The 24,178-nt window shown below is 41.9% G+C and carries 20 protein-coding genes and 1 pseudogene; 9 read left to right on the top strand and 12 right to left on the bottom strand.

What is annotated here, in order from left to right; translation table 11 throughout:
* Positions 1-24: 24 nt before the first annotated feature.
* The 5 genes and pseudogenes from dnaX to ACP7AE_RS00695 form a co-directional block, all read right to left on the bottom strand.
* Positions 25-2,116, bottom strand: a pseudogene (gene dnaX, locus ACP7AE_RS00715) (DNA polymerase III subunit gamma/tau).
* Between the two features lie 69 nt (positions 2,117-2,185).
* Positions 2,186-3,448, bottom strand: a complete 1,263-nt coding sequence (locus ACP7AE_RS00710) for a hypothetical protein (RefSeq protein ID WP_426241009.1) — start codon at positions 3,446-3,448, stop codon at positions 2,186-2,188.
* Positions 3,449-3,562: 114 nt separating this feature from the next.
* Entirely contained in the window at positions 3,563-5,101 is a 1,539-nt protein-coding gene (gene lysS / locus ACP7AE_RS00705) for a lysine--tRNA ligase (protein WP_055125441.1), read from the bottom strand.
* A 201-nt stretch (positions 5,102-5,302) separates the two neighbouring features.
* On the bottom strand, positions 5,303-6,394 hold the full coding sequence (gene prfA / locus ACP7AE_RS00700; RefSeq protein ID WP_055125440.1) for a peptide chain release factor 1: 1,092 nt from the start codon (positions 6,392-6,394) through the stop codon (positions 5,303-5,305).
* 254 nt (positions 6,395-6,648) lie between these two features.
* Positions 6,649-7,794, bottom strand: coding sequence for a beta-ketoacyl-ACP synthase III (locus tag ACP7AE_RS00695; RefSeq protein ID WP_426241008.1), 1,146 nt, complete (start codon positions 7,792-7,794; stop codon positions 6,649-6,651).
* A gap of 298 nt (positions 7,795-8,092) precedes the next feature.
* Between ACP7AE_RS00695 and pnuC the strand changes: the two genes are divergently transcribed.
* The 4 genes from pnuC (at position 8,093) to creD (ending at position 11,716) form a co-directional block, all read left to right on the top strand.
* Positions 8,093-8,854, top strand: coding sequence for a nicotinamide riboside transporter PnuC (gene pnuC / locus ACP7AE_RS00690; RefSeq protein ID WP_426241007.1), 762 nt, complete (start codon positions 8,093-8,095; stop codon positions 8,852-8,854).
* Complete coding sequence (locus ACP7AE_RS00685; RefSeq protein ID WP_426241006.1) at positions 8,805-9,386, top strand: AAA family ATPase; 582 nt, start codon at positions 8,805-8,807, stop codon at positions 9,384-9,386. The genes pnuC and ACP7AE_RS00685 overlap by 50 nt, the downstream gene beginning before the upstream one ends.
* 67 nt (positions 9,387-9,453) lie before the next feature.
* Positions 9,454-9,978, top strand: coding sequence for a TIGR00645 family protein (locus tag ACP7AE_RS00680; protein ID WP_045447433.1), 525 nt, complete (start codon positions 9,454-9,456; stop codon positions 9,976-9,978).
* Positions 9,979-10,123: 145 nt separating this feature from the next.
* A complete protein-coding gene (gene creD / locus ACP7AE_RS00675; protein WP_426241005.1) occupies positions 10,124-11,716 on the top strand; it encodes a cell envelope integrity protein CreD in 1,593 nt (530 codons plus the stop codon).
* 135 nt (positions 11,717-11,851) lie between these two features.
* Here the strand turns inward: creD and ACP7AE_RS00670 are convergent, their stop codons facing one another.
* The gene (locus tag ACP7AE_RS00670) at positions 11,852-12,535 is read right to left on the bottom strand and encodes a DUF421 domain-containing protein (protein ID WP_426241004.1); all 684 of its coding nucleotides are present in this window, start codon (positions 12,533-12,535) and stop codon (positions 11,852-11,854) included.
* 404 nt (positions 12,536-12,939) lie between these two features.
* On the opposite strand from ACP7AE_RS00670, the gene ACP7AE_RS00665 reads away from it, so the two are divergent.
* Both ACP7AE_RS00665 and ACP7AE_RS00660 read left to right on the top strand, forming a co-directional pair.
* Positions 12,940-13,860, top strand: coding sequence for a DMT family transporter (locus tag ACP7AE_RS00665; RefSeq protein WP_426241003.1), 921 nt, complete (start codon positions 12,940-12,942; stop codon positions 13,858-13,860).
* Positions 13,861-14,037: 177 nt separating this feature from the next.
* Positions 14,038-14,409 carry an MliC family protein gene (locus ACP7AE_RS00660; protein ID WP_426241002.1) on the top strand — a complete coding sequence of 124 codons (372 nt, stop codon included), beginning with the start codon at positions 14,038-14,040 and terminating at the stop codon, positions 14,407-14,409.
* A gap of 293 nt (positions 14,410-14,702) precedes the next feature.
* Here the strand turns inward: ACP7AE_RS00660 and ACP7AE_RS00655 are convergent, their stop codons facing one another.
* Entirely contained in the window at positions 14,703-15,116 is a 414-nt protein-coding gene (locus tag ACP7AE_RS00655) for an organic hydroperoxide resistance protein (protein WP_426241166.1), read from the bottom strand.
* Between the two features lie 185 nt (positions 15,117-15,301).
* Here ACP7AE_RS00655 and ACP7AE_RS00650 point away from each other — a divergent pair, with 185 nt between their 5' ends.
* Together ACP7AE_RS00650 and ACP7AE_RS00645 are read left to right on the top strand one after the other, a co-directional pair.
* Positions 15,302-16,162: an AraC family transcriptional regulator N-terminal domain-containing protein gene (locus ACP7AE_RS00650; RefSeq protein WP_426241001.1), complete on the top strand. Its 861-nt coding sequence runs from the start codon at positions 15,302-15,304 to the stop codon at positions 16,160-16,162.
* Positions 16,163-16,454: 292 nt separating this feature from the next.
* The gene (locus ACP7AE_RS00645) at positions 16,455-16,784 is read left to right on the top strand and encodes a hypothetical protein (RefSeq protein WP_201539636.1); all 330 of its coding nucleotides are present in this window, start codon (positions 16,455-16,457) and stop codon (positions 16,782-16,784) included.
* 427 nt (positions 16,785-17,211) lie between these two features.
* Here ACP7AE_RS00645 and ACP7AE_RS00640 read toward each other — a convergent pair whose 3' ends face one another.
* From ACP7AE_RS00640 to ACP7AE_RS00620, 5 genes are all read right to left on the bottom strand, one after another.
* Positions 17,212-17,580, bottom strand: a complete 369-nt coding sequence (locus tag ACP7AE_RS00640; RefSeq protein ID WP_426241000.1) for a hypothetical protein — start codon at positions 17,578-17,580, stop codon at positions 17,212-17,214.
* 175 nt (positions 17,581-17,755) lie between these two features.
* Positions 17,756-21,943 (bottom strand): ATP-dependent RNA helicase HrpA, encoded by a 4,188-nt coding sequence (gene hrpA, locus ACP7AE_RS00635; RefSeq protein ID WP_426241165.1) that lies wholly within the window; start codon positions 21,941-21,943, stop codon positions 17,756-17,758.
* Between the two features lie 183 nt (positions 21,944-22,126).
* Positions 22,127-22,540, bottom strand: coding sequence for a hypothetical protein (locus tag ACP7AE_RS00630; protein WP_426240999.1), 414 nt, complete (start codon positions 22,538-22,540; stop codon positions 22,127-22,129).
* Between the two features lie 97 nt (positions 22,541-22,637).
* Positions 22,638-22,955, bottom strand: coding sequence for a hypothetical protein (locus ACP7AE_RS00625; protein ID WP_426240998.1), 318 nt, complete (start codon positions 22,953-22,955; stop codon positions 22,638-22,640).
* A gap of 48 nt (positions 22,956-23,003) precedes the next feature.
* On the bottom strand, positions 23,004-23,597 hold the full coding sequence (locus ACP7AE_RS00620; protein WP_426240997.1) for a DUF1543 domain-containing protein: 594 nt from the start codon (positions 23,595-23,597) through the stop codon (positions 23,004-23,006).
* 75 nt (positions 23,598-23,672) lie between these two features.
* On the opposite strand from ACP7AE_RS00620, the gene ACP7AE_RS00615 reads away from it, so the two are divergent.
* Positions 23,673-24,176 carry a hypothetical protein gene (locus tag ACP7AE_RS00615; RefSeq protein WP_426240996.1) on the top strand — a complete coding sequence of 168 codons (504 nt, stop codon included), beginning with the start codon at positions 23,673-23,675 and terminating at the stop codon, positions 24,174-24,176.
* The last annotated feature ends 2 nt before the right edge of the window (positions 24,177-24,178 follow it).

Genomic DNA, 24,178 nt, shown 5'->3' with positions numbered 1-24,178 from the left:
TTTAACAACAGTTTTTCTGACTGTTTAATACAACTGAACCTTACCCATTTTTCCTTCACCGCGCTCATTCAAATACTGCATCACAGGCGTAGCAAGCAGTCTTGCTTCTGCAACCGTTTTGGCTTGCACCAAGCGCTTTTGTTGGCGACGCTCAGGCGTCTTATCCTCTGCTTGCATGACGCTGCCATCGATTTGTAAGTCAATTTCTGCTTGGGTGAACTGGTGTTGCAGTTTAGCCGCTAATTGCTGAAAAGTGGTTTGTAAATGCCGACTATCTACACTTGTTATAAATATTGCCTTGCCATCGCATAAGCCCGTCATCATGCCTTGACGCGCAAGTGCTAATTCGTCTTGAGCCAATATCTCCGCTTCACGAGCCGTTTGTAGCCAATAATCCCATTTTTCTGGTGTCCACTCACCTAGTAGTTCTTGCGGTAAGCAACGCAGCAAAGTACGAGGATCATCAAGTTGCCTTGTTAACTGAGAATTATTTGCATCAGGCTCAACAACGGGTTCAGGCTCAACAACGGGTTCAGGCTCAACAACGGGTTCAGGCTCAACAACGGGTTCAGGCTCAACAACGGGTTCAGGCTCAACAACGGGTTCAGGCTCAACAACGGGTTCAGGCTCAACAACTGGTTTCAGGCTCAACAACGGGTTCAGGCTCAACAACGGGTTCAGGCTCAACAACGGGTTCAGGCTCAACAACGGGTTCAGGCTCAACAACGGGTTCAGGCTCAACAACGGGTTCAGGCTCAACAACTGGTTCAGGGCTAGTAACTAATACATCATGATTTTGCTCATCATTTTGAGCCAAACTTGGCTCAAAATTGTTATAGGTTTTGACTTGTAAATCATCATTATCTCGTGCTTGATAATCAACGCCATAAGACTGTAATGGCGGTGCAGAAGCCGATTGGCTATTCGATGACTGTGTAGAAGGTGTAGATGCCCCATCTTCTATAGTTGGTACTTCAGGTGATAAAGAGCCAGCATAAGTATGATTTAATATCTCATCGACTGGCAACGGACGAAATGCCAGCAGACGTAAAATGCACATTTCCAGCGCTTGCATCGGTATGCTCGCAAGCTTAACACCTTCACGTGCTTGCACGACAATCTCATAATACAGTTGCAGAACATCTGGACTCATATGCTGCGCAAGCGTGTTAATATGTTGCGCCTGTGCCTCATTTACATTTAATGCCACTTCAGGCAACAGCTGAGTCAACGCCAATTGATGCAATAATTCAGTAAGACCATCAAACATACTCGTCGCATCAACCATTTGCGCGCGCATTTGTTCTATATGAGCCGCGACAGCAGATTTGTCATGGTTATAGATGTCAGTAATTAAACTGACTAGATCAGCCGCATCAATTAAACCAAGCATGGCGTTTACAGTGACATCATCGAGCGCACCTTGACCAAAAGCAATGGCCTGATCGGTCAATGACAACGCATCACGTACCGAGCCTTTGGCGGCGCTAGCCAATTGCCAGAGTGCAGGCTGCGTATAACCCACCTGCTCTTGGGTAAGAACATTTGCCAAATGCTCGCTGAGTAACGTTTGCGGCAATGGACGCAACACAAACTGCAAACAGCGCGAAATAATGGTAATCGGCAATTTTTGCGGATCAGTCGTGGCAAGTAAGAATTTTACATGCTCAGGGGGTTCTTCCAAAGTTTTAAGAAGTGCATTAAAACTGTGTGTGGACAACATATGTACTTCATCAATCAGGTATACTTTATAACGCCCCTGACTTGGCGCATACGGTACATTATCCAGCAACTCACGTGTGTCTTCTACTTTGGTACGGGATGCCGCATCAATCTCGATAAGATCGATAAATCGCCCTTGATCGATGGCCACGCAGTTATCACACACACCGCAAGGCGTACTAGTAATACCCGTATCGCAGTTCAAACATTTAGATAGGATACGCGCAATCGTAGTCTTACCCACACCGCGTGTGCCCGTAAAGAGGTAAGCATGATGCAAACGGTTATAATCAATCGCATTAATCAATGCTTGAGAAACATGCGTTTGCCCAATCAACTCGTGAAAGTTTTTGGGACGGTATTTGCGCGCTAAAACTTGATATTGCTGCGTCATAATAAATGCCAATGTGAATAATACAAATATAGATGGGGTGTCAAACCAGTAGGCTGTATTAGGTTTAGATTATAACTGGGCTTGAAGTTGGGCTAAACGTTCATATAAGCGCTGAGTATTGGCGTCAATCACTGAACCTTTTTGATAAAAGGCATCCAAGTACACCTCTGTATTGACGATATCATCACAAGGTCTAAACTCTACGCCAATCAAAAACAAATCATCCATCACTGGATCCTGCATTTGAGCATTGAGCTCCAACAACAAATCTTGTTGAGACGTGCGCACCTTATCAGCTCTCAGCGAACTATTATCATCTTGCGCATAGAAAACCATCAGATAATGGCGTCCAAACACGTGATAAGAGTGCTCATGACAAACATAACCATTCCAGCGAGAGTCTTGATCCATCGTTTTGTAAGCTAAGATTTTTTCAACCAAACAAGCGTAAGTATACATTGACTCATCGACCAAAATATCGACTGGCTCTTTTGGTAGTGGTTGACCTGCCTCATAATAATGTTTGATCAAACTATTAAACAGCTTGTACCACATCCGAGTATTTTTCTGAATCTCAGCCATGAGTGCTTTGGCAAAGACTGCCTGATCTGGTTCTGTAGCTTTGAGCAAGCGTTGCTCAATCTGATCGATCAACTGATTATCAATCAATTGCTCTTGCACCCTAATCGCTCTTTGATGAAAGTCAGGCGACTGTAAAAACTGGGTAAGTAATGTCGATTCGTCTTGGAATGACTCAAACCCTGTCAGCTGGCTGCGATGAAAGTCTAAAAATGCGGACAAATCGCTTGGCGTAACCAATTGGCTAATGATATCGACAAAGTTTTGATGGCTAAATACCTGTAAGACACTCTGCTCATCATCCAGATCTAAAACACAGTCTTCAGCAAAAAACTGACTACCATATTCATAATCAACCGTATGCGAGGATGCTTGTGGTTTATTATCTTGATGGGTAACAGACAGTGACGTCAAACCAATGAAATAAACATCCTTACAAGCTGCCGAAATATTACTTTCTGACATCGACTTATCGTTTTTTAGATAAAGCTGAGCGTGACGCTTGATTAGTTGGTTGACGACTTCTTTTCTCCACTCACGAACTTGAGTGCTGTCTATTTTTTGCCTACTCGCTTGCATCACCACATCATTGACGATCAAATAAATGATAGCGCCAGAAAACTCAAAAACGAAATCATAACCTTGAAACTGCTCAGGATTGGTTGTTTTATCTGCTGGTAATTCATACAAAGATAAGAAACTTTGTTGAATCATCTGTTGCCAAAGTGAGGGTGACGCGTGCTGAGTATCCATGATGTCCCTATAAATGAGGCCTCATAAAGAATCTGGGACCATTCCATTGAAAGCAAAAGAGCTTTCTTATGTTCAGTTTAGTCCCAGCATGGATTTATGGCAAGTAAACCAGTTCTAGCTTTCTAACTTGCGGCGCATATGCGGAAATAAAATCACATCGCGGATACTGGCAGAATCAGTAAACAACATCACTAAACGGTCAATACCGATACCTTCACCTGCGGTTGGTGGTAAGCCATAAGACAGCGCTTCGATGTATTCTTCATCAAAATGCATCGCTTCATCATCGCCAGCGTCTTTTTCAGCGACTTGTCCACGGAAGCGTTCTGCCTGATCAGCAGGATCATTAAGCTCGCTAAAGCCGTTGGCCAGTTCACGACCACCGATGAATAGCTCAAAACGATCGGTGATTTCAGGATTGTCATCACTACGGCGTGCCAGTGGTGAAGTTTCCGCTGGATATTCAGTGATGAACGTTGGCTGACGCAATTGGTGTTCAGCGGTTTCTTCAAAGATAATGGTCTGTAGTTTGCCCACACCAAACACCTCTTTCACTTGCTGTTTAAGCGTTGTCGAGGCGTACTCTGCAAGATATTCACGGTCATTGATACGTGCCATATCGAAGTTTTCAGCATATTTTGCAATTGCATCAGACATAGATAAACGTATAAATGGCGCTTTCAAACTGATGGCTTCTTCTTGATAAGTAATCTCAGTCGTGCCTAAAATATCCATCGCCAATTCATTAAATAAGCGTTCGGTCAAATCCATCAAGTCATGATAATCAGCATACGCTTGATAAAACTCAATCATGGTAAATTCAGGATTATGGCGAGTTGATACACCTTCGTTGCGGAAGCTGCGGTTAATCTCGAACACTCTTTCAAAACCACCAACAACTAAGCGCTTCAAGTAAAGCTCAGGCGCGATACGCAGATATAAAGGCATATCTAGAGCGTTATGATGCGTCACAAACGGACGCGCCACCGCACCACCTGGGATAGGATGCATCATCGGCGTCTCAACTTCCATGAAACGCTCATTTAACATAAACTTGCGAATGCCGCTAATGACTTGACTGCGAATCATAAAGGTATCACGAGTCGTCTCATTGGTCATCAAATCAAGATGACGATTACGATAGCGCGCTTCGACATCAGCTAAACCATGAAACTTGTTTGGCATTGGACGTAACGCTTTAGTCAATAACTGAAACTCTTCGATATGCACATATAAGTCGCCCTTGCCTGAGCGACCGATATAGCCTGATACGCCAACAATATCACCCAAATCTAATGATTTAATGGTCGCTAACGTCTCTGGATCCAACTCTTTGCGTGCAACATATAACTGAATGCGACCCGTCATGTCTTGAATAACAATAAAGGCACCACGGTTCAGCATGACGCGACCTGCCACGTTGACCTGTGTTTTTTCGCCATTCGCCGCTTTTTCTTCAATTTCTTGTTTTGAGACGCCGTCAAAAGCAGTTTGCAAATCTTGCGCATAATCAGTACGTTTAAATGTATTTGGATACGGCTGCTTGCCTGAAGCACTGATATCGTCTAGCTTGGCTTGCAGTTGCGCAATTAGCTCGTTAGCGTCTTCTACAACTGGGGTTTGGTCTTGGTTCTGATTATTGTGCTTTGACATAACACTCTCAATATTATTAGATAATTAAATGGAATAAACGAAAACTGCAAAATTAAATCTATACTTATTATCATAGTCGATAGCCGTAAAAAAACAGCTATAAACAAACAGACACTGTCATCTAGACAGTGTCACGCTTTTATGAATTAATGGATTCACGACCAGCTATTGAGCCTCTAGTCATTAATATCCTGATGGTTACTAATCACCACCGCCGATACTGGCCATCAAATCAGCCTGATGCTCACGCAACAGTGCATCAAGAATCTCATCCAAGTCGCCTTCCATAATGGCATCAAGCTTGTATAACGTCAGGTTGATACGGTGATCAGTCATGCGACCTTGTGGGAAATTATAAGTGCGAATGCGTTCTGAGCGATCGCCACTACCCACCAAATCACGGCGTATGGTATCTGCTGCATCAACTTGCGCCTGTACTTTGACTTGCTGAATCTTTGAGATCAGCATTTTCATCGCTTGCGCACGGTTTTTGTGCTGGCTACGCTCTTGTTGACACTCTACCACGGTACCCGTGGGAATGTGGGTCAAACGTACGGCTGAGTCGGTGGTGTTAACGTGCTGACCACCCGCACCGCTTGAACGGAAGGTATCAAAGCGAATGTCGGCTGGATTTAGATCTACTGTATCATCAATCTCAACCTCAGGCATCACCGCCACGGTACAAGCTGACGTATGCACGCGACCTTGGCTTTCGGTTTCAGGCACACGCTGCACACGGTGTACGCCTGATTCAAACTTTAAGCGCCCATACACGCTGTTACCTGATACGCGAGTGATAATTTCTTTATAACCGCCATGCTCGCCTTCACTTGCCGACAGCACTTCCACTGTCCAGCCTTGTGTCTGCGCGTATTTTTGGTACATACGGAACAAGTCACCAGAGAAAATCGCGGCTTCATCACCACCTGTACCCGCTCGAATTTCCAAGAAAGCAGGCACTTTATCATTCGGATCTTTTGGTAGCATCATGACATTGAGCGCCTCTTCCATCTCTACGATAGTCTCGCGGGCGTTATCAATCTCTTCTTGCATCATCTCTTTCATGTCAGGATCTGATGCATCAGCCAGCATAGCCTCTGCATCAGCCTGATCCGTTTCTGCACGCACATAGTTCTGCCATAAAGTAGTGATATCCATCAAGTCGCTGTGTTCGACAGACAATTCACGGAATTTATTATTATCGCTGATGATACTGGGATCTGATAATAAGGCGGTGACCTCTTCATAACGGTCTACCATCTGGTCTAAACGCAGGCGTAAGGATTCTTTCATAAAAGGACTTTTAATTGGATGAGAGGAATAAGACCGTGATTATAGCAAATTTTTCGGGGTAAATTAAAACCTCTACGCATTCTTGTCGATATTCTAAGCATTCTTCCCGTTATATTCTCAAATAGCGCCTCATTCTTGAATAATATATTGCTTAAATAATGTGATTAAGTGCTCATAACAAAAATAACAGACAAAAAAAATAGCTAAGGTTGTTCTTAGCTATTTTTTATTAGTAACAGATTTTACTTTAAAAATTAAACCTTACGCACCAACACTGAACCGATAGAGTAACCAGCACCAAATGAACAGATAACACCCAAATCACCTGATGCCAGCTCATCTTTATAGCGATGGAAAACAATCATCGGACTGGCTGAACTGGTGTTAGCAAATTCAGCAATGACACTTGGCACAATCGCTTTATCTGCTTCTTTACCAATCACAGTACGTAGGATTAAATCCAACATATTGGCGTTGGCTTGGTGTAGCCACATCATTTTAACATCAGACGTTGCGATATCGTTTTCTTGCAAATGTTCAGTGATGACCTCTGAAACCTTTGGACAGACTTCACGGAACACTTTTCGACCATTTTGTAAGAATAGCTTGTCGGTAACAGGCTCTTTAATGTCTGGATACATCTCAGTCTGTGCCGCTAAGAACTCTGAGCGATCCATAAAGCCGTATTCGTTTTTGATATTGGTCGAAAACTGGGTGAATAGCTTAGAGTTAAGAATCTCATAACCTTTTGGCGTGTCTAGCTCTTCGACGATAGATGCTGTTGCGACATCACCAAAGATAAAGTGGCTGTCACGGTTACGCCAGTTCAGATGCGCTGAGGTAATCTCAACGTTGACCACAGCGATACGCTTAGCCAGACCAGAAACGATAGAACCGTGTGCTTGCGACAGACCAAAGGTCGCGGCACTACAAGCGACGTTCATATCATAAGCAAAACCACCAGTCATACCGATTGCATTTTGAATCTCGATAGCGACCGCAGGATAAGTACGCTGGAAGTTTGAACAAGCAAGAATGATACCATCTAGGTCATTCGCCTCAAGACCCGCATCTGCTAGCGCGTCTTTCAAAGCCGCAGTACCCATTTCTGCCATGATAGACAGCTCTTCACCTAAATGACGATAAGGAATCACTGGTGCCATGATTTCAGGATCTAAAATACCATCCTTTTCCATCACATAACGTGATTTGATACCAGATACTTTTTCGATAAAGGCCGCTGAAGAAGGCTCTAGGGCAGTCAAAGTTCCTGCTGCTATCTCGTCAGCATGCTTTGCATTATAATTCTCAACATACTTATTAAATGAATCTACTAGCTCTTCATTACTGATGCTATAAGGCGGAATATACAGGCCAGTGCCTGTGATACAAGTCGTCATGATAAGCTTCCTTGTCTACTACTATAGGGCTTGGGATAAGCATAAAAGTGGAAAAATAACAGTCGTTTGATTTCAGTGAATAACTGTAAACTTAAAATCAGAGCCTTTATTATGCCTGAATATATTTATTTTTCTAATACTTTGTTACAAATAATCTGTTTGTTGCGAAAAATAAGCAAAGTCCTGACTTCATTTTGGAGCAGCTACGTTATAATTGGCGCATTTTGCTAGCGACGCGTTCACAGTTCGAGCGCATAAAACTGCGAGACATAAAACCTGCTCATATTTGGGAATACTCATGGTAGAAATTTTTAACTGGTTATTTGGACAATACGCTGACTATCCCACTGTCTTTATTGCTCTTGAATTGATTGCTGTCATATTTGGGGTAGCAAGTGTCTTACTCGCCAGCAGAACCAATATTTTGGTATTTCCGATAGGTCTCGTCAGCACCGCTATATTTGTTTATCTATTGTGGAAATGGCAATTATTTGGCGATATGTTTATCAATGCCTACTATACGGTGATGAGTCTATATGGCTGGATCAATTGGACACAGAGTAAGAAAAACACAGCCATAAAAAAACAGCAAGATTATATCAACCCTACTGGTCAGCAGCAAAATGAGTCGTTAGCAAACATTAACGCCCAGAATGCTATTCAAGTAGAACATCTTAATAAAAAAGATGTGCCAATACTCGCCTTACTAGCCTCGGCAACTATTGCCTTTGTCGCGCTGGTGTATTATTTCAGACCAGTCATCAATAATAACTTTAGTTTTGATGGCGCGGTATTAGGTTTGCATTTATTTACGTGGGTCGATTACACCGATATGCTGACCACCGCGCTGTTTTTGATGGCGATGTGGCTGATGGCGCGGCGCAAAATTGAGCATTGGATACTCTGGATAATCGCCGATGCTATTTCAGTCCCGCTGTACTTTTATAAAGGTCTCACTTTTACTGCGCTACAATACGTAGTCTTCACTCTTATCGCAATTTGGGCTTACTATGAATGGCAACGACGTTACCGCTTGCAACCTAAAGCAGCATACGCCTAAATCGGTCATCAATGTCGCTATCCTAGGGGCAGAGAGCACTGGTAAGACCACGCTATGTCGCGACTTGGCAGCGCATTTTGGTTGCCCTTGGGTGCCAGAATACATGCGCACCTATCTACAAGCGAAATGGGATAAGGAACACCTAACTTGCACTTGGGAGGATTTACTCCCTATTGCACAAGGTCAAATTGAGTTAGAAAATAAGCTCGCCGCACAAGCCGCGCAAAATTCTGATAGCAGCTACTTGTTATGTGACACCAGTTTATTTGAGCTAATGGTTTATGCCAACTGGTATTATGGTGATTGCCCTAAAGCGCTCACCAATGCGGCGTTAACGCATCATTATGATTTGATTCTATTAACCGAAGTTGATATTCCGTGGGTCGCCGATGATTTGCGTGATAGCCCCCATCAACGTGATGAAATCAGTGCTTATTTTGAAAGTCAGCTGACTCGTCACCAAAAGCCATTTCATCGCATAGGTGGTGATAGAGATGAGCGGGTACAACAAGTGCTCGAATGGCTTTCTTAAATCCATCTATACCACGTTATCAGTAAATGACCTACAACCTTACCTTTAAGAGCATTAAGAGATGTCCATGCTAAAAAACATTGAACGATACCTAGAAAAAACCATCTTTAACAGCCGCTGGATATTAGCGCCTTTTTATTTAGGGCTGGTCTTAGGGATTATTTTATTATTTATAAAATTCATTCAAAAAACAGTCATGATGTTCAATACTGTATTTAGCGCTTCTGTATCAGATGTCATTGTTAATATATTAGTGTTGGTCGACCTCTCTTTAGTAGCCAGTTTATTATTAATTATCATATTTAGTGGCTATGAAATATTTGTCTCAAAAATTGACACTGGTGATCACGTTGATCGACCTAGTTGGATGGGCAAAGTAGATTTTTCTGGTCTAAAACTAAAAGTCATCGGTGCCATCGTCGCTATTTCTGCGATTGATCTATTAAAATCGTTTATGGATATTCCTAATGAATTGAGTGAGGGTGAAGCGGACAAACTCATGTGGAAAGTCATCATTCATATGACTTTTGTGTTGTCTGGTTTATTATTTGCTATTATGGATAAAGTGGTTGGTGATACTAAAAAACACTGATGCCAGAAAACACTAAGGCTTATTTTTCCACACACTCTCCATCGTTCTTACATATTTTTTCTTCATCTCTCCTCTATGATCTTCTTTGAACCTACTGACTGTTATATGCACAGTTTTGGACTAAAGATTCATATGAGGAGCTTTCATGCAAAAAACACTATTGACGAAATTGTCCATCATCGCCGGGCTTTGTATTATTTTTGCCATCGGTCTCGGTATGATTGGCTCAGTGATCTACGAACGACAAAATTATGCCGCGTCGGTGGTTAAAGAAATTGCCCAGCAGCACGTCAATCCGCAAGAAGTCATCACCCCATTTATCATCATCCCTACCACGATTACGCCTGAATGTCAGATTACAGCACCTGAAACAACCAGTAAGTGTGCACCATCCTACTCAAAAAATGAAATTGTCTTTGCCAGTCAGACCCAAGCCATACAAGATCTTGAAGTCAGCACTGATACCTACAAACGTGGCATCTATCATGCGACTAGTTATGATGGTGCGTTGACATTTGACCAGCGCTATACATTTGATCAAGCCATCAGCAGCTTATATGACACTACGAGCACAGCTAGTGACGCACAAGGTTCTGTCAGTACACCTACCAATAAAAATAACACCCAGTCCGAAAAAACCATCATCCACTGGAATGCAGCAAAATTGATTATTCCAGTATCAGATCTGCGCGGCGTGGCGACGCTACCAACGGTGACCATTAATAAAAAACCGATAAAAGCGACCTACCCTCAGACAGCGCTGCTGAAAAATCTGACCTATGTAGAAGTAGCTATTCCGCAAAATATATTACAGCATTCAGTAAAAAATATAACGAGCCAGCAGAATGGCAATAACGCCCTTGCTACGAACGGTGCTAGCGAGTCATTAACCAGTACAGAAATTGTCATTGATTTACCGTTAGCTGGTATTAGCAATGTAAACACTGTACCGACTGGACAAAACTTTAACTTAACGATGCGCAGTAATTGGCATGCGCCAAACTTTATTGGTAAGGCGCTCCCCAATGCCAAAAAAATTACCGCTAAAGGTTTTGAAGCCAGTTGGCAAAATCAGTATTTAACAATAGCCAACAATCAAGATTTGTCGCAGTGTGTCAGCATCGCTAACAACCGATGTGTCGTCACCAGTCAAGCCACTCTTGATAACAACAGCCAGTCAATGGTTTCTGATGATGCGCTTATAGCAATGGAAGGCGCTGCCACAGCAGAAGCTACTGCCATACCTGATAGCTATCGAAACGTGCGCCTAAACAGCTTTGGTGTGAGTTTTGCTGAGCCTAATGACGTGTATTTACAAACTGAACGAACGATGAAGTATGCCTTATTATTAATCTTAGTATCATTCGGCACTTTCTTCTTATTTGAAGTGATCAAATCCAGCCGCATCCACCCTATTCAATATCTGTTGGTCGGTTGCGCGCTGTTTGTGTTTTATGTCTTACTATTACCACTTGCTGAGCAAATTGTCTTTTGGAAAGCGTATGCCATTGCTGCCAGCGCCTGTGTTGGACTCATTGGTTGGTATACTTATTATGTACTGGGCGGCGTCAAGCGAGCGGCGATTTTCACTGTCACATTGGCAGGATTGTATGCGGCGTTTTTCGGCATATTAACCACCGAAGATATGAATTTATTGCTTGGTGCTGTCTTCTGTTTTGTGCTACTCGCTTGCGTGATGGTCATGACCCGTAAAATTGATTGGTATAAAATTGCCTAACTCAGATAGGGCATGTTAAAAGCGTTTAGCCTAGGGCTGTCTTACGTTGGTATCATTGGCTATTATTAAGTCTGCCAACATAAGACCGCTCGATCTACTCATAGATAATTCATATAGCCATCATCTCATTTATTATCATCTAATGATCTCGCTATTCAAGGCCTTCGCCCAGTCTCGACATCCATTCTCACAGCGTTCACAGAGCTGATTGGGGTCAGATATATGATCGACATAGCCGCAATGCATACATGCGTAATATGTTTCTGACTCTATCTCTTCGACAGGTTGATACTGCTTAGGGAAAAGCGGCATACCATAGCCAGTGTTTTCAGGCGGATATAACAATATGCTAAAATTACCGTCTGTCTCTAGCAAGCCTGTACGCACTTGACCCAAATGCTCAACCCCTTGTTGGCGCATTTCAGTAAAAAACTCATCATGAGACATTTTACCCTTTTTAATCTTATCAAGTACCAGCATTCCGTCTTCTACAATATAGAGCGAATTCCCTTCTAATAAATCTTCAAAAGGTTGGAATTCCATCATGATCCACGTGCACAATCGATAAAGCAGGATAACGGCGCTCATGACCAGCACCGCCTGAATAATCGGCAAATCCTCGTTAAACATAGGGTCACCTGCGATAGAACCCAATGATAAAATAATGGTCAACTCAAAGATTGACAGCTGACGGACGCCGCGTTTGCCCGTCAAACGCAAAAACGAGATAATCAGCACAAACATGACGCTGACACGCACCAATATCTCAAGCGCAAATGCCCAAGTGGTGTCATGAATAAAGATACTTGCCCAATCCATATTACTTTTTCCTATCTATTATTTTTATTTGATTTATGACGATTAACTTCAGCAATCGTTCTGAATATGCGCTTGACCTGCCATCACCCTTGCAGTCGGCCTTTATTGTTAATTCAACTATCATCAGTCCAATTTAAAAAATACTTTTCCCTGCGAGTGCAATAAAATATGGTCTGTTGTGAGAAATCTCCCAATTGGCAACTAGCAACTAGCAACTAGCAACTAGCAACTAGCAACTAGCAACTAGCAACTAGCAACTAGCAACTAGCAACTAGCAACTAGCAACTCAGTTTTCGCACTTCAGCCAGTATTTTTCTGGTAAAAAAGCGGTAATAACAACATCTCTAAAAATCAGATTTGCCTATTTTATTCAAAAACCAACTTCTTTATTGTAGGAATTATTTTTGAAAGCCACCTTGTACACCGTTATTGCATTAATCGCCTTTGCTGCAAACTCTCTCTTTTGCCGTATGGCGTTAGCAGAGGGTCATATAGATGCTTGGAGCTTTACCATTTTGCGCCTGCTGAGCGCTGCTGTCTGCCTAGGTATTATCATGACCATTCATGCTTATCGGTTACGACAGCACGCGCGAAAGCCTGACAGCATTTCTCACGCTGCTATTTTAAACGATAAAGGCAGCTGGTTAAGCAGCGTGAGCTTAGTGATTTATGCACTATGCTTTTCGATTGCTTATGTAGAGTTGGATACTGGTACAGGAGCGCTGATTCTATTTTCAGCGGTTCAGCTGACGATGATTGGTTGGGGCATCTATAAAAAAGAGCAATTGAGCGGCTTACAATGGCTGGCATTTATCGTAGCGGTAGCAGGGTTTGTCTATTTGATGCTACCTTCAGCAGCAGTGCCTTCGTTACTAGCGGCGGTGCTTATGGCAATCAGTGGTGCTGCTTGGGGCATATATAGCATACGCGGCAAATCATGCGTGTCACCGCTGCGAGCCACAGGTTTTAATTTCATTCGGAGTCTGATAGCAGCGCCCATACTGTTAGTGATAAGCATGACTTATCTAGACAATATAGGCTTGGAAAACATCAATTTAGGTGACATCACTAGTAAGGGAGTACTTTTGGCCTGTGCATCAGGAGCGATCGCATCCGGTATAGGCTACAGTATCTGGTATATGGCCATGCCTTTGTTAAAAAACACTCAAGCAGCAGTTGTACAACTGTGTGTACCTATACTGGCTGCGATATTAGGCGTGGTGTTTTTATCTGAGCAACTGACCGTGTCATTCGTTATAGCAAGCTCGGTTATCTTAGGTGCAGTACTGGTATTTATTTTAAATAAAGAAAAAGCCCCTACGTGAAATATCCTCATTCGTTATTTAAAATTAATAGGCTAATAAAGACTAAAATGCTTAGTGATAAAAAAGATAGATAATATTACTACCATAGCCCTCAAACACAACATGAAGTTACATTCTCTACGGTATCATATTGCTTGAAGTAACAACCTACTTTTACCGATACTTTTGAGGCATATTATGAAAAAATTATTAGCCGTAGCACCTTTTGCTCTATTATTGTCTGCCTGCGCCACTAATGCACCAACCACTACGACCCCAGAGACCAATACTCAGCCAGTAGTCCAATCATTCACTTGTGAAGACAACGGTCAACTCACTGCTGCATACACTGCCAACGGTCAGACTGCTAACCTAAACGTGACCTTGCCTAAAGTTGGCTTGACCAATGCAGAAATTACTATGGAGCAAGCGGTATCAGGTTCTGGCGCTCGTTATGTCAATAATGTTAACCCTAAAACCACTTACGATTGGCACACCAAAGCGGATTACGGCATCATGACCATCAAATCAGATAATGGTCAACAATACCAAGTGAACTGCCAACTATAATAACCCTAGAAACAAGCGTAAATAATACGTGGTGGTTATTTGAATAAAATCCATGTTTTTATTCACATCTATTGAAAACGAAAGAGCCAGTAGTCAAACTACTGGCTCTTTTTTGTGCTTAACTTTTTATGCTTGATAATTTAATCTTAATGATCAACGTTGAATCACTCAATAAAAAACTGCCTGAATACTTTATATACCCAAGCAGTTGAAAGTCATGTCGTTTTTATATTTGTTTATAGTTATTAGAGCAGCTGTTGAATCAGTCGTTAGGTGTTAACTACTGCTGACCGTTAAACCACGGTCACATGCAAACGTGCATCGACATTACCACGAGTAGCATTAGAGTATGGGCAAACTTGATGAGCTGTTTCGACCAGTGTTTGCGCTTGAACCTCATCAATGCCCGACACTTCAACATACAAATCTATATCTAGGTTATAGCTACCATCGGCTTTCATACCAATACCCACTTGGGTCGAGGTTTTTGAGGCAGTGATTGGCAGTTTCATTTGCTGGGCGGTCAGATTTAAAGCACTATCAAAACAAGCCGCATAACCCATTGCAAAAAGCTGCTCTGGATTGACACCTTCCTTGTCTGTTTCTTGAAAAGAGACCAAATCAAAAGCTAGCGAACCATCGTCAAGACCTGTATGGCCAGAACGACCACCCGTTGCCGTTGCGCGCGTTTTATAGAAAATCTTCATCATATATTCCTTATGGATTGGCGTGTTATTGGTATTGTGCAATACGCTGCAAATCAATCTTGCTGCGTTTTGATGCCATCATTATAGAAGTGAGCACGCTAATCTGGTAGAGCATTACTCCAGAATTCTTGCCTAATCCTATAAATATTTATATCATTAGGCAAATTATAAAGTAAGCATAAATCATGAAAACAAAAACGGTAGAGCAGCTACTTAGTATATTACCCAAAAACCAAACCATCGAATCAGACATTTCAGGCTTGTTTTTTTATTGTGCCGACAGACCAAGAAAGACGGTCAGCTATATCCAAGAACCTAGCATATGTATCGTCTTACAAGGCACGCGTGAAATTTACTTAGGTACAGATTGCCAGAAATTTGATGATAGCAGCCTGATGTTCTGCCCTGTCAATATTCCTATAAGCATGCATATCAAACACGCTACTGTAGAAAAGCCTGTCATCGTATTGTCTATGAAATTAAATTTGGCGCTCATTCGTGAGGTCATGGCAAAAATACCACCTCAGAAAAATGCCGATTATGAGCATCAAGGTATAAAATGGCCATTAGAAGACACCATATTAACTGCATTCGAACGGCTGATAGACTTGCTTAATTATCCAAATGATATAGAATTTTTATCACCTTTAATTCAGCAAGAGATTTATTATCGGCTGCTCTCAGCACAGCAAGGTCATAAGCTTCGGCAACTGGTGGTTAATGGCAGTCACACCCACCGTATTGCCCAAGCTACCGATTGGCTAAAAGCGCATTTAGAAGAGCCCGTCATCATAGAAGATTTGGCCAGTCGCTGCGGTATGAGTGTGTCGGGATTTCATCAACATTTTAAAGAAATCACTCAACTAAGCCCGCTTCAATATCAAAAAAGCCTACGATTGATGAAAGCGCGGCAGCTGATTCAACTCGGCGAGGCACAAGTATCGCAAATCGCCATGCAAGTAGGCTATGAAAGTCCCAGCCAATTTAGCCGTGAATATAAGCGGTTATTTGGAGTAAGTCCAAGCAGTGAGTTAATAAATATCTAGAATGAGGCTTCCACCATAATGCCCCTACTATAATGCTTTCTGACTAGGGCAATTCCTCTGCGCCTTGAAAGCTTCATAAGCAACTGCGTACACAATGTAATTATCTGTTTAGCAGATTCCTACACCCTCCCTCTTTCCAGCCAAACAAACGACGAAATATCTTACTTAAGAAAAAAACAGTTGACTTGGTCTATATATTCATATTATAACATATACTATATATTCATAATTTAGCAACTATTATAATAATTTTTCTACGTGTGATCGTCAGAATATTTCGGGAGGCACTAACATGATTCGTTTAAGCTATACTCTCAAATGCTGGGCATTGGGTGTCACTTATTTCTTGGTGTTTTATTTTATGGTAGTCATGAGCGACCCTAGTTTTAGCAAGTATATTTATATGCTGGCACTAAGCACCTTGCTATTCCCCGTAGCTAAGCGTGCAGTCGATGTCATGACAGATTTTTTTACACCAAACACGGTATTATTTAATGGATTATTGCCCTCATTATTGATCAACGTGGTGATTTGGATACTCACGCCATTTATTGTAGCACTGACCGTTATAGCATTCTTGCTTTATAGTATGGGTGTGCTGACAGAAAAGATCAGCCACTAATTTTACTCAGGTGCTAAATTTTAGAGCAAAGGTCATATGACGCCACCTTTGCTTTTTTGTTTCATAAAAGATTTATCCATCGCAAAAAAACAATGATACTTAAAATCAATTCAATGAGATTAATAAAACGATAACACCTGCATCTTGGTTATGATGCGTCTTCTTTTGTCGTGAGAAGAACACAAGAAATGAGTGCAGTGTTTATTACATTGTATTAGAAGAAAAATTGATGGATAAAGAGATGCTAGATGACATCTTGTCTCCTAGTAATAGAGTATATCCAGAAGTTAATCAAATGCTTTAATGCGCATTAAATAAACAAAAGGCTGGGTTAGCAATTGCCAATCCAGCCTTTTTATCGATAGTGAGTGAAAGTTAGTTACTTAAAATCAGTAGGATATCCATACGATAACCTACTCTATCAAAGCTACGCGCAAATCTCACGAATAGTTATTTGATTTTGATATTTGCCTAGAGGCCCATATTGACCGATGGGGCTAATGTTACCAATGACGCAAGTTTCGAAATATTTGTAATAACCTTTTTGATTGAGACTTTTTGAATCTTTAATTAATAGCTGATTTGGGTCTGACACATAGTAAATAATGTTATCAGAAACGAACTCATGAATCTCAAAGCTTCTTTTAAAACTGCCGCGTAACTGCACTTCTTTTTCTACGCTTGTTGGCGCAAATACCTTCACATTTTTATTATTACTGGCTTGTGTTTCATCACAGCCCGTACTCATAAATATAGTTGATGCAAATCCTAATATTATCAATTTACCTTTAATCATTATTCTTTATCCTGCTCAAAAACCTACATCAGTACATTAAGTAACGACCAAAAAACTCCGATATAAAAAATAATAGCTCTTTAATTTAATCAAATATTATCGACTAAATCAAAGAGCTATACAAGACAATTGTCATATGCTGTCAATTAGCAAGTTTTAAAAATCTAACGCTATCCTAACTCATTTTATCCCACATCTTGCTTAGGCGCTTTGGTGACACTGCCATGCGGGTTTTCATCGGTTGCGCGAATAGCTGAATACGATACTCCTCGACCATCCAGCGGTACTCACTAATGGCTTTATCATTGGCACGATTTGCCAACCGCTCCATATGCACATCAAGCGCGTATACGCCTTCGAGATCGGATTCGAGATTGTGCTCAAGCCGTTCGATACGAATTTCAAGCGCCTCTAGATAGCGCGGATACTGCTGCCAATGGCTATAATCCATGCGATAAACAAAATCAGCCAAGTGCAAATCTTCTAATTGGTCTTCGATATCTTCGATAGACTCACCAAATACCTCTCTATCAAGCATGAGTAAACTCTGGCGAATACGCTGCCAACGGGTATAGACATTTTTAAGGATTTTTATGACGTTTTGACCCGTCAATAGAAAGTTACCCGACACCACCTCCAAGGTCTTCTCGTACTCTTCTGGCGTAAAGGGTAATTCTTCAGCAAGCGCTACGGCAGTATCATCAGCGCTTTCAGGCAAATCAGCACTATGATCAAATAATACATAATGCTCTTCAAGCGACGCGTCCAATGCCGCGTCGATGACGATGGTTTTTAGCTTCTCCATATCACCAAGTGGCGCGAATGCCAATTTGAATATTTTATCAATTTGGCTGGTCAGCTGTTTTTTCTTCGCACCAAGCTTACCTTTTATCAAGGTCAAAACCCCGATACGGTGTGCCTGTAACGCTGCATTGACATCGGTATATTGATGGATAGATACCGCTTCACCTGACGCATCTGCAACCAAAGCAGCAAACTGCTTCATCACCACGCCTGCACTATGATGATTTTTGCTAAAGGCAAAATGCTCAGGGAATTCGGTATGCGTACCTTGCTGCTCATTCACCGCTTGGCGGGTTTCAGAGGCATGACGAATCTGTAGCGTTTGCAGGTCGCGACCCTTTTCGATAATGCGGTTTTTGTCGTCGACCACACAGATTTGCGGCTGCAAATAGCGATCAATGCTAGAGGGATTAAAGCTATCAGGCGTTACTGACATAACGCCGCGACGATTTAGGGCTTGGCAAAGCTGCTTGAGCAATCCTTGTCCACCAGCAGGTTGCAGTTCATCAAACAAGCTATCGGCTGTATCAGGAATCGGTACAATTTGACGGCGGATATCCTTTGGTAGTGACTTAAGCAACTGCAATACTAGCTCATAACGCCAACCGGGTACGCCCCACAATAGTTCGATCGCATCAAGCTGCGGTAGCGCGGCAAGTGGCACACGAATGGTCACGCCATCATCATCGCTGGACGGATCAAAGACATAACGTAGCGGTAGTTTTAAATCACCCAATTTCCACACTTCTGGGAAATCGCCTGTGGTCGGTGCTTGGCTATTGAGCACGTCATCATCGGTAAAGAATAGATATTTGGCATCAGTTTTTTCAACCTCGGCACGCCAATCTTCAAAGGCTTTGCGACTGGCAATATGCTCAGGTATTTTTTTATCATAAAACTGATACAGTGCTTCTTCATCAACCAACAAATCACGACGACGTAACTTATCTTCAATGCGTTCAATGTCGGCAATTTTATCCATATTATGCTGTAAAAATGGCGCTTGACGCCCCAAATTACCAGTCACCAGACCATCACGGATGAAGATTTCTCGTGACTCAGCCAAGTTCACTTGCTCATAATTGGTCAGCTGTTTACTAATAATAATCAGCCCAAATAAGCTAATCTGCGCGTAAGCTTTCACTCGTCCAGTCTTCTTCGACCAATGCGGCTCAAAGTAGTGATACTTTAATAAGTCACCTGCGGCTGAGATAATCCATTCTGGTTCAATTTTGGCAACAGTGCGCATAAAGACTTGCGAGGTTTCGACCACTTCAAAAGCCATGACCCAAGGTGGTACTTGTTTAAATACCGTACTCGCGGGGAAGATTTTGGCTTTTTGCTGGCGCGCTGCTAGATATTCACCGCGATTTTCGGTTTTATGCGCAATTGTAGACAATAGACCTGTCAATAATGCGCGGTGTAAATTGGCATATTTAACCGCTTTGAGTTCTTCATCTTCTATCGCGGTAGGGTCGCTGGTCATGTTTTCTAACGAAGCATTTTTATCGGTTCCTTTATCGGAAGCTTTTGCCTCTTTAACATCCGTCAGCTTGAGGTCTGTGACCATTTGTACTAACTGACGATGGGTTTGATTCCACTCACGTACACGCGGGAAGCTCAGATAGTTTTTCTTGGTAAAATTCTTACGCTGATTGCCAGACAGCTTATTGCCATCTTCATCTTTTTCAAATAGCGCTTTCCACAGACTTAAATAGAATAAAAAGTCGGAATCATCTTGACGAAATTCCGCATGCTTTTGATCGGCTTGCTGGCGTTTATTGGCAGGACGCTCGCGTGGATCCTGTACAGCAAGAGCCGCTACTACAATCAGCATCTCACGGATACAATCAAAATCACTGCCCGCAACCAACATACGTGCTAGCCTTGGATCGATTGGCATACGCGCCATTTTTTGTCCAGTTGGCGTCAGGCTTAAGTGGTCGAGACCTTTTTTTGGTTTTGGCTTATTGTTTTGATGAGCAGCAGTTACTTCATTTTTAGAGGTAATCGCGCCTAACTCATCAAGCAATTTATGACCATCCGTAACCAAGCGACTGTCAGGCGGCTCAATAAAGGCAAAATCATCAACGCTACCTAAACGCAGATTGGCCATTTGTAAAATAACCGAGGCTAAGTTAGTTCGCAAAATCTCAGGTTCGGTAAATTCCGGACGACCAGTAAAGTCCTCTTCACTATACAGACGAATGCAAACCCCTGGTGCAACACGACCACAACGCCCTTTACGCTGATTGGCAGCCGCTTGCGAGATCGCCTCAATGGGTAGACGCTGTACGCGTGAGCGATACGAATAACGAGAAATCCGCGCAAAACCCAAATCAATCACATAACGAATGCCGGGTACGGTCAGCGCAGTTTCGGCAACGTTGGTCGCGATAACGATACGCCGACCACGACCTGACGGTTGGAAGATGCGCTGCTGCTCTTCATAAGTCTGCCGTGCAAATAGTGGCAGCACTTCTGTATGCTTTGGCCCATGACGCTCAAGCACCTCTTGTAGCTCACGAATCTCCGCTTCTGTGGCGGCAAATATCAAGATGTCTGCTTGGTCAGCATGACCTTTATTTTGTGCATCGCTAAAGCATTCTTCGACGGCGGCAACGACTGCACGTGGCAGATTTTCTTCAAAGTCATCGTAGCTATCATCATCCGAGCTGTTCACTGGCTCATCAGTGAGGGGACGGTAACGAACTTCCACTGGAAAACTACGACCTTCGACATTGAAAATAGGCGCAGGTACGTTGCGTTTTAACTTATTATCATAGCGGCTAAAGTATTCACTAAAGCGTTTGGTATCAAGTGTTGCTGAGGTAATGATCACTTTTAAATCAGGGCGCTTGGGCAGCAGTTTTTTCAGGTAACCCATAATAAAATCAATGTTTAAGCTACGTTCATGCGCCTCATCAATAATGATAGTATCGTATTTACTTAAGAATCTATCGTGACCCAATTCAGCCAGCAAGATACCATCGGTCATGAGCTTAACCACAGATTGCGCCGTACCTTGCTCATTAAAGCGAATCTTGAAGCTGACAGTATCACCGAGCTGCTCGCCCAGTTCTTCAGCGATACGGTTTGCCACACTGCGTGCGGCCAATCGTCGAGGCTGGGTATGCCCTATCTGTCCAGTGATACCGCGACCTGCCAGCATTGCCAGCTTCGGCAATTGCGTCGTCTTACCAGAACCTGTCTCCCCTGCAACAATAATGACTTGGTGATCAATAATTGCCTGTACTAAATCTTCTGCACGTTGACTCACGGGCAAATCAAGATTCAGTTTTTCTGCCAGTTTTTCTGGAATACTATCCATACGTGCCTGCACCGCTTGCTGTGAGCGGGTCTTGATTTTTTCATACTGTGCACGTTTTTTAGTTAGCCCATCATCGGCTTTATCGTTAGAATCTTTTTTATTTTTAGCCATAGCAGCCCTTGCCAGCTCACGCTCGAGACGACTTAAATAATAACTGTCTTTAGCGAGTACTGGTAAATCAATAACCATATCAGGTTGTGAAGACGCTTTATTACTGTTTTCTGTCATATTTGAATTATCGTCACTTGTGTTTGCTAATTTACTTAATTCATCGAATCTAAGCTCATCGGTATTGTTTTCAGTCGGCATATTTACTTAGGCTATTTATTGTTTGGAAGTGGTTAGATTATGAGGGTAATTTGGGCGTGATTCAAGGCGGTTATAGTGTTTGCTTGGCAACTATGCAGACTATTATCTATTTTCAAAACGCTCAGTCAAAATATTTCTAAGCTCATTAGTCATAGGCTTAAATTTAAAATGCTCTGGCTCCATTTGAGCAATCAAAGCATACTGATCATTTTCAATCGAGTTATTCTCACAAGAAAAATGATTCATCTCCTGACCAGTGATGGCACTAATAATATAAAAAGAGGTATCGCTATCTTCAAATTGTGTCAGCTCATAGTAATTATTCGGATCCCGCATAACGAGATTAGTACCACTAGAAAGAGTCGTATAATAGGTATCCTCAGTAGCTTGCTGCGCCTCTAACCTTAAAGGATTACCTTGGGTGGCGAAATAATACTTGAGCATATAACCAATATCGCTATTGATCACATCCAAACGTAAATGCTCACCCTCTTCTGTGATGCACTGATAGATCATAAAAGGTTCGTAAATTCGTGGTTTAGTAGTGACATTTTATCAAATTTTTCAAACCTGCCAGCCCTATTTTATTTCTGTGAATAAATTATTTGTAAGCTCACATGCTACTTGTATAAATAATCTGTTGACGAATAGCAGCCCCCATAAAGAAATTCTGCAACTTTTGTAATGGCAGCCTAGGAAAAGGCAGATGCAGCGAAAGTATTAACCTCTCAAACGCTACCATTTCACCAGCTAATGCTTGTGCGACATCAGGTTGAATCTGCGGATTTTCATACACATTATCAATTAGCCAAGTGAGTTGTGGAAACTTAGCATTATCATGAATCTGATAAAGGGTCGGTAATAGCTCATCAGAGAGTTGGCAACGCGATTTGCGAATCATGCCATTTTTATAGTACATATTTAAAGCCATATTAGGGTGTGTCCTTAATTAAATGATGAGACTAAAAATGAAATGAATTTAAAATAACTTCCTTAAATTCTTGATACTTAGATAACCAACATACTCTTTATCTTCATCAGCATTTGCAAGTTCGTGACTATTATGAATCGTAGGCTCAATTAAAATCTGTATGTTTGAGACAAGGTCATTCACGTTGTATATATCATCAATATCTACCTCGAATTTATCATCAATGTGCGATGCGGCATTAAAAGGTGTGTCTTTATCTTTAAAAGTAAATTCTTTATAAAATGTACTTTGTTTGGCTTGTTTAATAGCCTCTGCTTGAGTAGCAGCGACGATAAGCAGTTTATGATGAAACTCTTCAAAACTCCCCTGCTGATAGCCGCCTAAATTAATAAAGAACAGTTTTAAACCGTTATCATTCGCTGTTTGATTGTTTGACTCGATCAATTTAACAGTATGGTTTCCCACTTTGGTAATCGCTCTGTATGAATCAATATGCCATTTGTTTTTGACTTCAGGCCAGTGGTGATTGATATCGTCTACCAGCTCGCGCACCTGATTGGCCACACCAAAGAAAATATCATGCTGCTCAATCAAACGACCTTTGGGGCGACCACCAAGCTGTACCATAAAGAGTGTTGGCATAAAGAATTACCTTGTACGTTAATAACTTCTGAGTAAAATGTGTGATGTTAGATAAATCATATAAAAAGGATCAATATGGGCATTCTGATAGCTATTAAGCTGACGTTTATAGCGACTATATTTTTGCCAATAGTGTTGTGTTTAACTTCCTGTACAAATAAAGAATCAAGCTTAACATCAAGAGCTACTTATCATGACATCAGCAAAGTTGAAATTGAGAACCCTTATTCAAACCCTATTCTACTATCTTACGACGCAAAGCATCAGCCTGAAAAAATGCAAGCCATAGTCGATGAGATAAACAGCCAAAGCCATGGTTTTTGGCGTAAAGGTCTAGGCGGCAAAGAGGGAGCTAATGTTATTAGTATTCATATCTATAGCCATTCTGAGACGCCAGTTGCAAGCTTTTCTTTATTTTCTAATCAACTAATGGATCGAGGAGCGAATTATCGACAGCTTAATGTAGACGGTTTTTTTAGGCAAATAGATATTCAAGCGCTACCCGCATTGAAAGAGGTTTGGTGTGGTCATAGAGATATTGATGCATATAATAGCTTGCAACTTAGTAAATCATGCTAAAA

It is taken from the genome of Psychrobacter sp. TWP2-1-2 (genome assembly GCF_049896785.1).
Classification (GTDB): Bacteria; Pseudomonadota; Gammaproteobacteria; order Pseudomonadales; family Moraxellaceae; genus Psychrobacter.
The sequence above is the reverse complement of the archived record's forward strand: the minus strand, read 5'-3'. Positions and strand labels throughout refer to the sequence as shown.

Coding starts and splice junctions, on each gene's coding strand:
- ACP7AE_RS00710 (WP_426241009.1), bottom strand. CDS start 3,448: ATGGATACTCAGCACGCGTCACCCTCACTTTGGCAACAGATGATTCAA.
- lysS (WP_055125441.1), bottom strand. CDS start 5,101: ATGTCAAAGCACAATAATCAGAACCAAGACCAAACCCCAGTTGTAGAA.
- prfA (WP_055125440.1), bottom strand. CDS start 6,394: ATGAAAGAATCCTTACGCCTGCGTTTAGACCAGATGGTAGACCGTTAT.
- ACP7AE_RS00695 (WP_426241008.1), bottom strand. CDS start 7,794: ATGACGACTTGTATCACAGGCACTGGCCTGTATATTCCGCCTTATAGC.
- pnuC (WP_426241007.1), top strand. CDS start 8,093: ATGGTAGAAATTTTTAACTGGTTATTTGGACAATACGCTGACTATCCC.
- ACP7AE_RS00685 (WP_426241006.1), top strand. CDS start 8,805: ATGAATGGCAACGACGTTACCGCTTGCAACCTAAAGCAGCATACGCCT.
- ACP7AE_RS00680 (WP_045447433.1), top strand. CDS start 9,454: ATGCTAAAAAACATTGAACGATACCTAGAAAAAACCATCTTTAACAGC.
- creD (WP_426241005.1), top strand. CDS start 10,124: ATGCAAAAAACACTATTGACGAAATTGTCCATCATCGCCGGGCTTTGT.
- ACP7AE_RS00670 (WP_426241004.1), bottom strand. CDS start 12,535: ATGGATTGGGCAAGTATCTTTATTCATGACACCACTTGGGCATTTGCG.
- ACP7AE_RS00660 (WP_426241002.1), top strand. CDS start 14,038: ATGAAAAAATTATTAGCCGTAGCACCTTTTGCTCTATTATTGTCTGCC.
- ACP7AE_RS00655 (WP_426241166.1), bottom strand. CDS start 15,116: ATGAAGATTTTCTATAAAACGCGCGCAACGGCAACGGGTGGTCGTTCT.
- ACP7AE_RS00650 (WP_426241001.1), top strand. CDS start 15,302: ATGAAAACAAAAACGGTAGAGCAGCTACTTAGTATATTACCCAAAAAC.
- ACP7AE_RS00645 (WP_201539636.1), top strand. CDS start 16,455: ATGATTCGTTTAAGCTATACTCTCAAATGCTGGGCATTGGGTGTCACT.
- ACP7AE_RS00640 (WP_426241000.1), bottom strand. CDS start 17,580: ATGATTAAAGGTAAATTGATAATATTAGGATTTGCATCAACTATATTT.
- hrpA (WP_426241165.1), bottom strand. CDS start 21,943: ATGACAGAAAACAGTAATAAAGCGTCTTCACAACCTGATATGGTTATT.
- ACP7AE_RS00630 (WP_426240999.1), bottom strand. CDS start 22,540: ATGATCTATCAGTGCATCACAGAAGAGGGTGAGCATTTACGTTTGGAT.
- ACP7AE_RS00625 (WP_426240998.1), bottom strand. CDS start 22,955: ATGGCTTTAAATATGTACTATAAAAATGGCATGATTCGCAAATCGCGT.
- ACP7AE_RS00620 (WP_426240997.1), bottom strand. CDS start 23,597: ATGCCAACACTCTTTATGGTACAGCTTGGTGGTCGCCCCAAAGGTCGT.
- ACP7AE_RS00615 (WP_426240996.1), top strand. CDS start 23,673: ATGGGCATTCTGATAGCTATTAAGCTGACGTTTATAGCGACTATATTT.